This is a genomic window from Vibrio gelatinilyticus (assembly GCF_022836845.1).
Taxonomy (GTDB): domain Bacteria; phylum Pseudomonadota; class Gammaproteobacteria; order Enterobacterales; family Vibrionaceae; genus Vibrio; species Vibrio gelatinilyticus.
In genome coordinates this window covers 106,428-118,226 of record NZ_JAJNNZ010000005.1, presented here as the reverse complement: position 1 = coordinate 118,226, position 11,799 = coordinate 106,428, and the positions used below count along the sequence as shown (strand labels likewise).

11 protein-coding genes and 1 pseudogene are annotated in these 11,799 nt (G+C 46.7%); 5 read left to right on the top strand and 7 right to left on the bottom strand.

The features are described from left to right. Nucleotides 1–86 precede the first annotated feature (86 nt). From fecE to uraH, 7 genes are all read right to left on the bottom strand, one after another. Nucleotides 87–851 (bottom strand): Fe(3+) dicitrate ABC transporter ATP-binding protein FecE, encoded by a 765-nt coding sequence (gene fecE, locus LNL84_RS08335; protein ID WP_244356765.1) that lies wholly within the window; start codon nt 849–851, stop codon nt 87–89. Continuing rightward, complete coding sequence (locus LNL84_RS08330; protein WP_244356764.1) at nt 848–1,816, bottom strand: iron chelate uptake ABC transporter family permease subunit; 969 nt, start codon at nt 1,814–1,816, stop codon at nt 848–850. The genes fecE and LNL84_RS08330 overlap by 4 nt, the downstream gene beginning before the upstream one ends. Next, a complete protein-coding gene (locus LNL84_RS08325) occupies nt 1,813–2,811 on the bottom strand; it encodes a FecCD family ABC transporter permease (RefSeq protein WP_244356763.1) in 999 nt (332 codons plus the stop codon). The genes LNL84_RS08330 and LNL84_RS08325 overlap by 4 nt, the downstream gene beginning before the upstream one ends. A gap of 6 nt (nt 2,812–2,817) precedes the next feature. Next, nucleotides 2,818–3,741 carry a Fe(3+) dicitrate ABC transporter substrate-binding protein gene (locus LNL84_RS08320; protein WP_425244294.1) on the bottom strand — a complete coding sequence of 308 codons (924 nt, stop codon included), beginning with the start codon at nt 3,739–3,741 and terminating at the stop codon, nt 2,818–2,820. Between the two features lie 136 nt (nt 3,742–3,877). Beyond that, nucleotides 3,878–5,284 carry a nucleobase:cation symporter-2 family protein gene (locus tag LNL84_RS08315; protein WP_244356762.1) on the bottom strand — a complete coding sequence of 469 codons (1,407 nt, stop codon included), beginning with the start codon at nt 5,282–5,284 and terminating at the stop codon, nt 3,878–3,880. 115 nt (nt 5,285–5,399) lie between these two features. Continuing rightward, a complete protein-coding gene (locus tag LNL84_RS08310) occupies nt 5,400–6,740 on the bottom strand; it encodes an NCS2 family permease (protein WP_244356761.1) in 1,341 nt (446 codons plus the stop codon). 222 nt (nt 6,741–6,962) lie between these two features. After that, on the bottom strand, nt 6,963–7,316 hold the full coding sequence (gene uraH, locus LNL84_RS08305) for a hydroxyisourate hydrolase (protein ID WP_244356760.1): 354 nt from the start codon (nt 7,314–7,316) through the stop codon (nt 6,963–6,965). 401 nt (nt 7,317–7,717) lie between these two features. On the opposite strand from uraH, the gene puuE reads away from it, so the two are divergent. The 5 genes and pseudogenes from puuE to LNL84_RS08280 all read left to right on the top strand — a co-directional run. Continuing rightward, nucleotides 7,718–8,650: an allantoinase PuuE gene (puuE, locus tag LNL84_RS08300; RefSeq protein WP_244356759.1), complete on the top strand. Its 933-nt coding sequence runs from the start codon at nt 7,718–7,720 to the stop codon at nt 8,648–8,650. 12 nt (nt 8,651–8,662) lie between these two features. Beyond that, complete coding sequence (gene uraD, locus LNL84_RS08295) at nt 8,663–9,178, top strand: 2-oxo-4-hydroxy-4-carboxy-5-ureidoimidazoline decarboxylase (RefSeq protein WP_244356758.1); 516 nt, start codon at nt 8,663–8,665, stop codon at nt 9,176–9,178. An 81-nt stretch (nt 9,179–9,259) separates the two neighbouring features. Then, nucleotides 9,260–10,243 (top strand): allantoicase, encoded by a 984-nt coding sequence (gene alc, locus LNL84_RS08290; RefSeq protein WP_244356757.1) that lies wholly within the window; start codon nt 9,260–9,262, stop codon nt 10,241–10,243. 18 nt (nt 10,244–10,261) lie between these two features. Beyond that, nucleotides 10,262–10,789 (top strand): ureidoglycolate lyase, encoded by a 528-nt coding sequence (locus LNL84_RS08285; RefSeq protein ID WP_244356756.1) that lies wholly within the window; start codon nt 10,262–10,264, stop codon nt 10,787–10,789. A 41-nt stretch (nt 10,790–10,830) separates the two neighbouring features. After that, nucleotides 10,831–11,731, top strand: a pseudogene (locus tag LNL84_RS08280) (urate hydroxylase PuuD); the annotation flags it as partial. Between the last annotated feature and the right edge of the window lie 68 nt (nt 11,732–11,799).

Genomic DNA, 11,799 nt, shown 5'->3' with positions numbered 1-11,799 from the left:
AATAATATTCGCATTTAGATATTATATGTTTCAGCGTTGAAGGAATTGCACCGCAAATAAGCCGATACCTTTGCGATGCAATTTGTTTACAAAGCCACAGCCATAGGGGTTTTTGCAACAGGGTCTTGGATGACTTTGGATTTAAAATCAAAGACATTCTCTAGCAGATTTTCTGTAAATACTTCGTTTGGAGAACCCTGAGTAACCAATTGTCCTTTGTTTAAAACCACTAGGTTATCGCAGTAGCGGCAGGCCTGATTGAGGTCGTGCAGTACGACAATGACGGTTTTTCCTTGTTGGTTCAATTCTCTCATCAGATTCATTAACTCAACTTGATGGGCAATATCTAGATAGGTAGTGGGCTCGTCGAGCATTACTATATCGGTATCTTGCGCCATTACCATCGCTATCCACGCTCGCTGCCTTTGTCCACCCGATAGGGACTCTACAGATTGATCAGCAAGAGATTCGACTCCCGTTGCTTGCATCGCGCGCGTGACCATTTGATGATCATGATCAGTCAGCTTTCCCCAGTTAGAGGTGTAAGGTGAACGGCCATATTCAACGAGTTTTCTGACGCTAATCCCCTCTGGTGAGGTGTGAGTTTGCGGCAATAAAGAAAGGCGCTGGGCAAGCTTTTTAGTTGGGATCTCGGAAAGTGGTGTTTCATCCAACAGCACATGCCCTGATTTGGCTTTGTTAATGCGTGCAAGCGCTTTGAGAAGCGTAGATTTTCCACACCCATTAGGGCCGATTAAGGCGGTAATTTTTCCTTTTGGCAACGTAACGGATAGATCTTTAATGATGGTGTTATTGCCATAGGCCACTTGAAGATGTTGAACAGAAATCATGACCAGCCTTTGTAGCGTTGTAATAAGAAAATAAAATAAGGAGCGCCGATAATGGAAGTCAGGACACCCGCAGGAAGCTCGATTGGCGGTTGTATCCCTCGTGCCAAAGTATCAGCAACAAGCACTAAAAGGCCGCCAATTAACCCTGAAGCGATCAGTAGAGCCTGATGGCGGTGGCCAAAAACCAGGCGCGCTAAATGCGGAGCGAGCAGGCCGACAAAGCTGATAGTTCCGCAAATCGCTACGCTAATACTGGCGAGCGCAATAGCACACAACAGAGCAGTAAACTGAACCTTTTGGATCTCGACTCCCAATGAAACCGCGGTATCGTCGCCCAGACCAATCAAGTCCAAGCGCCAAGCAAGCCAAAGTGACAGTGGAATGAGTAGCGCAAGTGCTACCCATATGTAAGGCACTTGCTCCCAGTCTCTGCCCCATAGGCTTCCAGTCAACCACACCATTGCTGTGTTGATTTCTATGGGGTGCACAACCAATAGATAGTCGATACCACTGGCAAGAAAAGCACTGATGGCAATGCCAGTCAGCGCCATCCTTGCGGGAGTCAAGTGGGCTGCGCGAGCCACGGCTAGCAAACTGATCCCGGTTGTGAGTCCTCCAACAACCGCCGCGATAGGCAGTGCCCAAAGAGGGGCACTCGGGTAGATGGTTAATACCAGAGTAGCCATGAAACCCGCGCCTGCGCTTATCCCGATGAGATCCGGAGAAGCAAGAGGGTTTCGAATAACGCCTTGAACCAGGGTGCCTGAAATACCTAATCCAGCTCCAACTCCTAGAGCGAGGAATATGCGTGGTAACCGGTACTGATTGACAATAAAATCATGTTCTCCGCCAAAACGCAGGGCGTTGATGATGTCGCTCAGCCCTAGGCTCGTGGCGCCAATTAATAGGCTGATGACGGAAATAGAGATAACCATTCCACTCAGAATGATCCAGGAAGTTCTCATGGGTTTAGTCGGCTCCGTATAGATAATGCGATGAAAAACGGCGTACCGAGTAGAGCCGTGACAATGCCAACAGGGGTTTCCGTTGGAAAGGCAATGCCTCGTGCCATGGTGTCAGCGAGCATGATCAGAGCAGCGCCAAGCAGGGCGCTGGCGGGAACCAAGGCAAAATAGTTTTGGCCAAAAAACGCACGGGCGATATGAGGGATTATTAGCCCAACGAACCCTATAGGGCCAGTGGTAGCAACGCTAACGCTTGTTAGCAGCACGATTGCGCAGCAAGCAAGTAGTCTAATTCGAGTTGTATTGACACCAAGCCCTGTCGCAACATCCTGACCAAGCGTGAGCAAATTCATTTGATGCGATAATCCCCAGGCAAGGGAAATGGCCACAATGCTCACTGGCAACAGAACATAGAATTGATTCCAATCGAGATTACTTATCGAGCCAATAAGCCAAGATTGTACGCTGTAGGCCATGTCATCAGCCAAAATGACACTGGCGCGTGTTAGGCCAAGTAAGAGAGCATTTACAGCGATCCCCGCTAACACAAGCTTTAGTGGGTGAGGTCGGTTGGAAAAAAAACCGCCAAGATAGATAACAAGCAATCCGCTTAATGCGCTGCCAATTGCGCCTAACGCGACACTGGGCAACGGTAACGAAAGAAAGCCAATACTGCCAAGTACGATGACAAATGCCGCCCCTGAGTTTATGGCCAAAACAGATGGAGCTGCGAGGGGGTTGCGAGTCAAACCCTGCATAAGTGCCCCTGCAATGGCGAGGTTGGCACCAATCAAAGCACCACCAAGTACTCGGGGCATGCGCAGTGTAGCGATGATCTGGTGTTCCATACTATCGGTATTAAATGACAGCCAAAATGACGACAGTACATTGAGGTTCAGATCGAAACTAGACCATGAGATAAGCGCGGTATTGAAAATAATCAATACAAACGAAAGAGTTGCAAGCCATAGCTTGCACGAGATTGTTGAGCTCATTGAAACCTATTTATCCAGCAAAATGGTAGAGAGATTTTGCGCGATACCTTCGGCTGCGAGCATTCCACGATTCAAAGACCAAAGCTGCGGTGAGACTTTGATGGCTTGTTGCTGTTTCGACACAGTAAGCATCTTACTCAATGGCTTTGATTGCCAATCATCGAAAACGGTGTGTGGTTTGTATGGCCCAAGCAATAACCAGTCAGGGTTTATCTTCAGTAGTTGTTCAAAGCTAACTTCAAGATAGGCTTTGTCGTGTTTTGGTAACGCAGGGCCATTGAGGCCTAAGGTTGTCAGTACACCACCGGCGTAGGAGTTAGGGCCATGTAGCCACATTCCCTTGTCAGTCACTACTGCAAATTGGACGGTATCCGTTTGCTTGAATGACTTGCTGTGAGCAGCCATGATTTCCTTATGTTGTTGAATTCGTGCTGCCATAGCTTCAGACCTATTGACAGCAACACCAATTTTCTGGCTAGACTCGAGGTTTTCCTGGTAGCTTTCTCCACGGCTCATAAGTAGCAAGGTTGGTGCAATACTGCTGAGATCTTGATAAACCGTTGCGTGTCTCTCAGCATCGGCAATAATAAGATCAGGCTTGAGCTCGGCGATAGCTTCTAAACTAGGTTGAGAGCGCATTCCGACAGACTGCCACGGTTTGATAAGAGCTCGAACTTGGGGAATAACCCTTTCAATATCTTTGTCGTCTGCCACGCCCACGGGCGAAACACCCACCGCGGCGAGGGCGTCAACAAATGAATATTCTAAGGCAACAATGCGTTTTGGTGTTGTATCAATATGAAAAAGCCCCTGCTCATCTTTGATAACACGAGTCTGAGATGCTTGAGCAAAACTGTAGGTGGAAAGAAGTACCGAAAAACACGTCACTGTTAGGGTGATAGCGCGAGTGAAACTTTGTAATGACATCATTCTGATCAGATTTATAATTGGCATTTTTCGCATGATAAGTTAATTGCGAATGGTTATCAATAAGATTTGGTATGAGTGTTTTGTATGGTAATCTGTGACAAATTGATGGCTTCAATGGGAAAAATCAACGCTGATCTTAATCGTGTGATGCATCTTCTCGTTTGTTTTTAGCATTGTTGCTGTGTTGTACCCCTTGATATCGCTCACACTCTTTCTGGAGTTGGCTTGCACTCTCGGTGAATGCATCAAGCGTCTCTTTTGTAGCAGATTTGGGAAGCCATTGATTAAGCAATACCGTTGCGACGGTTCCCGTTGTGATCCCCGAATGGAAAAAGTTCGCAAGCTCATGCGGTAGGTGTTGTAATAATGCGGGCTCAAAGGTTACTGCCAGTCCTAGACCAAGGCCAACACAAACGATTAGCGCATTGCGCTTTGTATCGGCAGCTTTAATTAACATTCGAACACCGGTATAGGCAATCATACCGAACATTACAATGCCCACCCCACCCAATACTGGTTTCGGAATAGTGACTGCTAGGGCAGCAAGCTTTGGAAAGGACCCTCCCAAAATCAACAAGCCTCCCGTAACAGCAACAACATATCGACTGGCGACACCGGTAATTCCGACGATACCGACGTTTTGACTGAACGAGGCCAAGGGCATGGCGGTCATGCAAGCCGCAAATGTGCTGCCAAGACCATCTGCAAGCAATCCTTTTTGAAGATCTTTTCCAGAAACGGACTTGTGACAATTTTCACCGAGCGCCATAAAGTCGCCCGTTGCTTCTGCGATGACAACGATATAAACCAGACTCATGCTGATGATGGCACCAGGGGAGAATGAAAACCCGTATTTGAAGGGCTCGGGCCCACTAAGCCAACTGGCGCTAGTGAGTTGACTGAGGTCAACACTGCCCATAAGAAGGGCCAACGCATAACCACCAATGAGTCCAATAACGATTGCAGATGCGGCGATCGCGCCTCGACAAAAAACACTCACAACAATGACGATGGCTAACGAGCTGAGGGCGAGAAATAATTTCGGTAAGCTGGCAAACTGCTCACTGCCAGCAGGAGCACCGCCAATCCAATGAAAGGCGACAGGTAAAATGGTTAATCCTATGAGGGTAACCACCACACCACTGACAAGAGGTGGAAACAGTTTACGGACTCGATCCATGAAAAAACTGGCGAACACGACAACAAATGAACTGACAAGTGACGCACCCAATATAGTGGCCATCCCCCCTTGCTTGCCAAAAGCGATGGCAATGCCAATAAATGCGAAGCTTGATCCCATTACGACGGGAAGCCGGATACCGACGGGGCCAAAACCAATGCATTGCACAATGGTCACCACACCGGATACGAAAAGTGCAGCATTAATAAGACCAACGATATCTTGAGCTGGAAGCCCGATTGAAGAGCCGACAATCAAAGGGACGGCGACGATTCCGCTAATGGAGGCAAGCATATGTTGTAGCGCGAGGAAAAAAGTGATGCTGGTTGATGGTAACTCGTTCAGTGTGTATAGCAGTTTCATCGGCTTATCCTATGATATTAATCACGGCGTCCTGTACCCCACTGTGAAAACCGATGAATCGAACCACTAGCAAATCGAGGAGTTAATAGTGCAGATTTGCTAGTGGATATCACTACTAAATATAAATCAGTTTGCCCACAAAGATGGCGGTTAGAACGTACATTGACAAGGAGACATCTTTTGACTTGCCTGTGCATACTTTGAGTACAGTATAGGTGATGAACCCAAGGGCTATTCCGTTTGCGATTGAAAATGTGAGTGGCATCATTAGCGCGGTTATGGCCGCAGGTGCAGCGTTAGTAAAGTCTTTCCAATCAACATGCTGCATACTACTCATCATGACAAAAGCAACGTAAATGAGAGCACCTGCTGTGGCATAAGCTGGGATCATTCCAGCAAGAGGTGAGAGGAAAATAGCCGCTAAAAACAGCAAGGCGACGACAATGGCAGAAAGTCCGGTTCTGGCACCAGCTGCCACACCTGCTGCACTTTCAACGTAACTGGTGACTGGTGGACAACCGATACAAGCGCCAGCAACACTAGAAATACTGTCAGCCTTGAGTGCTTTGCTAAGGCCTTCGATGCGGCCGGTGTCTTTATTAATGAGGTGCGCTCGTTCGGCAACCCCCATGAGCGTTCCTGCGGTATCGAACATGTTCACAAACAGGAATGCGAGAATAACGCTTACCATCGAGATGTTAAAAGCACCAGCGATATCCATAGCGAGGAAGGTTGGGGCGATGCTAGGTGGTGGGGCAAAAAAGCCGTTGTATTGCACTAAACCAAGCATCATACCGATCACCGTTACGCTTAGGATGCCAATTAAGACCGCACCAAACACGCGCCTTTCACTCAGCACAGCAATAATTAAAAACGCGACGGCAGCAAGTAATGCATCTGGTTTAGTGAAATCACCAAGTGACACCAATGTTGCTGGGTTTTCGACGACGATACCCGCGGTTTTGAGACCAATAAGACCAAGAAAAAGCCCGACACCAGCGGTCATCGCAAAACGTAAACTTTCGGGAATGCTTTCAATGATCCACTGTCGGATTTTGTAAAAACTCATTCCAACAAACAGGACACCAGAAATAAACACAGCACCAAGGGCGACTTCCCAGCTGTAACCCATCTCGCTGACAACAGTAAACGAGAAAAACGCGTTCAACCCCATGCCCGGTGCCAACCCGACAGGCCAGTTTGCGAACAGTCCCATCAACAAACACCCAATGGCCGCCCCAATACAGGTCGCGACAAAAACCGCTCCCGCATCCATGCCTGATGCTGCCATGATGTTTGGGTTGACGAAGATAATGTACGCCATTGTTGCAAAGGTGGTAACACCACCTAGCATTTCATTTTTGATACTGCTGCCATGGGCCTTAATTTTAAAAAGGCGTTCAAGGAATGAGTCATTTTGCGCTTCATTGAGCACTTCTGTTTTACTTTCATTCATGTTGAGCAAGTCCTTACCTGTCTGTGTGTCCTTGTGAGTAATCTATGGCTTCACGGTCTGTAAAGTAGATTGCATTGGTATAAACAGCTTTCAAAGAATACAAAAATAAACACTGTTGTGTTTTTGTTTTTGTATACAATTAATAGTGAGTTAAAAAAATAGCGCAACGGCAATTTGCCTGTAAACGCTAACGGTTAGAGCCTATGGGGCTCTTTTTGTGTATTAACTTCCTCTGTAGGTCGAGAAACTGTAGGGCGATACCAGTAGTGGTACGTGGTAGTGTTCGCGAGCTTCGGAAAGACCAAAGCGGATCACCACGTCATCCAGGAACGGCGTGTCATCAAGTTGTACATTATGTGCTTTAAAATACTCAGCAGTATGGAATACCAGTTGGTACTTCCCGGATTCAAATTCTTCGTCATTAAGAATGGGTGAGTCTGTTCTGCCATCGTGATTGGTCGTCACCGTTTTTATCAAGGTTTCGCCCGTATCATTAATGCGATAGAGCTCTACCCTGATATTTTTTCCCGGTGTGCCCCGTACAGTGTCGAGCACGTGTGTTGTTAGTTTGCCCATAGATTATTGGTGTAACACACCCCTCCTAAACCTTTTTTGAATATCTGTTCTCTATCATATGTACACAATATAGCCAAATAGTAAAGCAAGTTGTTACGCTTTTGTTATCTAAGGTTGTGCTAAATTGCTTGTGAGTTGACCGATTTTAAGTGAGCGCTATCGCTAGTGGGTGTTGCAACTAATTGTTTTAATAGTAAAAAATATTTTGTCAGTTTTTTGAAAACAAACTATTTACATTGCTCACAATGATTGTATACAATAATTTTAACAAAATAAGTGGTAGGTAATGAGTCAGCTATACTTGAAAGAGAAATGAGTGGCGTCCTGGCTATTAACTGCTGTTGCCGCGACTCAAAGTACCAAGAGCGAATTATAAAATAGTATTGTAAAGGAGTGTGGTAATGCGTAAGGAATATGCTAGGAACTTAGTCGGTTATGGCAGCCAGCCTCCTCATGCTAAGTGGCCGAAAAATGCGAGGATTGCCGTCTCTTTTGTCCTCAACTATGAAGAGGGTGGTGAGCGCTGCCTGTTGCATGGTGATGGCGAATCAGAGGCTTTCCTGTCTGAAATACCAGCGGCGCAACCCATACAAGGTGAGCGGCACATGAGTATGGAGTCCATTTACGAATATGGAAGTCGCGCTGGCGTTTGGCGTATTCTGAGATTGTTTGAGAAGTATGACATTCCATTGACTGTTTTCGCTGTTGCGATGGCTGTAGAGCGCTACCCTGAAGTGGCTCTGGCGATGAAAGAAGCGGGACATGAAATCTGCAGTCACGGTTATCGATGGATTGATTATCAGTATATGGATGAATCGCAAGAACGAGATCATATGATCAAAGCGATTGAGATCATCGAAGAGATAACCGGTGAGCGGCCTTTAGGTTGGTACACTGGGCGAACTGGACCAAACACTCGCCGATTAGTCGCACAAGAGGGGGGCTTTCTCTATGACTCCGATGCTTACGATGATGATCTGCCTTATTGGCACACGGAAGCGGGCAAGCCGCAGTTGGTGATCCCCTATACCCTGGACGTAAACGATATGCGCTTTTCTACTGCTCAGGGGTTCAACAGTGGAGAGCAATTCTACCAGTACCTAAAAGATACATTCGATACGCTCTACGAAGAAGGGCAACAGGCACCTAAGATGATGTCAGTTGGCTTACATTGTCGCCTGATAGGTCGCCCTGGCCGTATCGCATCACTGAAACGGTTTTTAGAATACATTAATCAGTTTGATGATGTTTGGTGTTGCCGACGAATTGATATCGCAAAACACTGGCATGAGCACCACCCGTATAAAGACCCAAGCGATAATCAAAATACATAGAAAGGAATCATAATGACAACGTTCAAATCTTGTACTCCCTTAAATATGACGAAACGTGATTTTGTTGCGACGTTTGCTGATGTTTATGAGCACAGTCCTTGGGTAGCAGAGCGGACGTACGAATTAGGGTTAGATGAACAAGACAATCAAGTTGAGCATCTACATCATAAGATGCAGACGGTCTTGTTAAAGGCTTCGAAAGAGCAGCAGTTGGCTCTGATCAATGCTCACCCGGATTTAGCCGGAAGAGCAGCAGTAAACGGCGAACTCACGGCAGCATCGACTGCTGAGCAAGCAGGTGCGGGGATTGACCAGTGCACCAGTGAAGAGTTCGAAACATTCACCAACTATAATAATAGCTACAAAAGTCGCTTCAATTTCCCTTTTATTATGGCGGTAAAAGGGGCCAATCGTTTTCAAATTCTCGAGTCCTTCGAGATGCGATTAGGCAATGATAGTGAGACTGAGTTTGCTACAGCGATCGAGGAGATCAACAAGATCGCCTTGTTTCGCTTAAGAGACATGTAAGTCACGAAATGACAACTGTTTCTTGGGTGTTTAGTACACCACTCATTCTTTTATTAATTGACTAATTGGAAGTAAATCAACATGTCCTTAGATTTTGAACAATACATTAACCTAGCGGATGAAAAACTTGGAGCAGAGGCAATATATGCCACCGATGACTTTTTTGCAGACAAGAGCCGCTTGTTACGTCGTGAAGATCCAGTATGGAAAGACGATTTGTACGACGACAATGGTAAGTGGATGGATGGCTGGGAAAGCCGACGTAAACGAGGAGAAGGCTACGACTATTGCGTGGTGCGATTGGCTTATCCCGGTACTATTTATGGTGTCGATATTGATACGTCCTTTTTTACTGGCAATTTTCCGCCTTCAGCTTCAATCGATGCTTGTTACTCTCCAGATGGTGAACCTGGTAGCGACACAGCGTGGCAAGAAATAGTGCCATCTATGGCGTTGGGTGGAGACCAGCATCATAAGGTCAGTGTCGCTTTTGGTGCAGTTTATACCCATGTTCGTCTCAATATTTACCCTGACGGCGGCGTCGCCAGGCTGCGTATTTATGGCAGACCGGAAGTTGACTGGGACAGCGTCGCCGCGAATCAGCCGCTGGACTTTGCTGCCGTTGAATTTGGTGGTCGCGCGTTAGCCTGCAGTGATGAACACTACGGAAAAATGGCCAATATTCTTGGTCCCGGCCGAGGGGAAAACATGGGCGATGGCTGGGAAACCGCTCGACGTCGAACCCCAGGAAACGATTGGGTTATTGTCGCGCTAGGCAACGCAGCTGAGATTGAAAAAATCATCATAGACACCGCCCATTTTAAAGGGAACTATCCCGATAGCTGCTCAGTACAAGCGGCTTTCGTTAAAGGTGGCACCGACAACCAGGTTGCGACGCAAAGTTTATACTGGCGTGAGCTTCTTCCATCACAAAAACTACAAGCTCATGCCCTTCATGAGTTTACTCGTGAGGTCGAGCAGCTGGGTGCCATTACTCATGTTCGTCTAAACATCTTTCCTGATGGCGGGGTTAGTCGCCTTCGCGTGATCGGTACGAAAGCGTAAATCAGGGAGTAACGGAACATGAAGCATTTGAAAATTGAACCCCTGACAAAAGATTCGTTCGCACCATTTGGTGATGTAATCGAAGTAGAGGATAGTGACTACTTCATGATCAACAATGGATCGACGCGCCGCTACCACCAGTTGGCTCAAACTGATGTTGCACAGCAAGGTGGCCAGGCAATCATCAGTATCTTTCAAGCAACGCCTTTAGTTTATCCACTGATGATTACCATGCTTGAACGTCATCCTTTGGGTTCACAAGCGTTTGTTCCGCTGCTCGGAAATCCGTATTTAGTGGTTGTAGCACCGATTGGGGATAGCCCCGATAGCGCTCAAATCAGAGTGTTCTACGCCACTGGTAAGCAAGGCGTTAATTATCACAAAGGCGTTTGGCATCACCCCGTTTTAGCTCTAACGGATCAAGACAGGTTTCTGGTCGTGGACAGAGCTGGTGAAGGCCAAAATTGTGACGAGTACTTTTTTAACGATCAACAGATGATGCTATCTCTTGAGACGTTACCAGAGGCGATATTACAGCTTTGCTAAAAAGTAGTGCGTGTATTACATGCATTTGAAAGGAGTTTATTATGGATCCACATATGACGGAATGGTTGAACTTGGTAATTCGCTGGGTTCACATGATTGTGGGTATCGCATGGATTGGTGCGTCATTCTATTTTGTTTGGTTAGAGAATAACTTAAATCGTGTCAATCCCAAAACGGGCCTGTCGGGCGATCTATGGGCTATACACGGTGGTGGTATTTACCATTTGGAGAAATACACACTAGCGCCACCACAGATGCCCGAAAACTTACACTGGTTTAAGTGGGAAGCGTACTTTACGTGGATAACAGGGGTGTGCTTACTGGCCGTCGTTTATTACCTAAACGCAGAAATCTATTTGATCGCACCTGGTTCGGGTATCAGCGCAGAAGCGGCGATTGGAATCGGTATTGCCTCACTGATCGCTGGTTGGTTTATTTATGATCTATTGTGCGACTCGCCGTTAGGCAAAGCACCTTTACTGCTTGGGGTGGTGCTGTTTGCAGCATTAGTGGCAGCGGCGTATGGGCTATCGCAGGTGTTTAGTGGACGTGGCGCTTATATCCATGTCGGGGCCATTATTGGCACCATCATGGTTGGTAATGTCTTTAGGGTGATCATGCCTGCTCAGCGTAATCTGGTAAAGGCCATCGAGGAGAATCGAGAGCCCGATCCAAGCTTGCCAGCAAAAGGACTTTTGCGTTCAAGACACAATAACTACCTGACCCTTCCCGTTCTGTTCATCATGATCAGTAATCACTTTCCTAGCACTTACGGCTCAGAGTACAACTGGTTAATATTGGCGGGATTAGCCATCTTTAGCATATTGGTCAGACACTACTTTAATACCCGTCATGGCAGTCAGAAGTTTGCCTGGACAATTCCTATTGCAGCATTGGGTATGATGACATTGGCATTTGTGACATCGCCATACGCTACTTCAAGGTCTACGGCCAGTCCAGCAACACAAGCCAATACAACCAATGTTTCTATTGCTCCCGATGATTTAGTG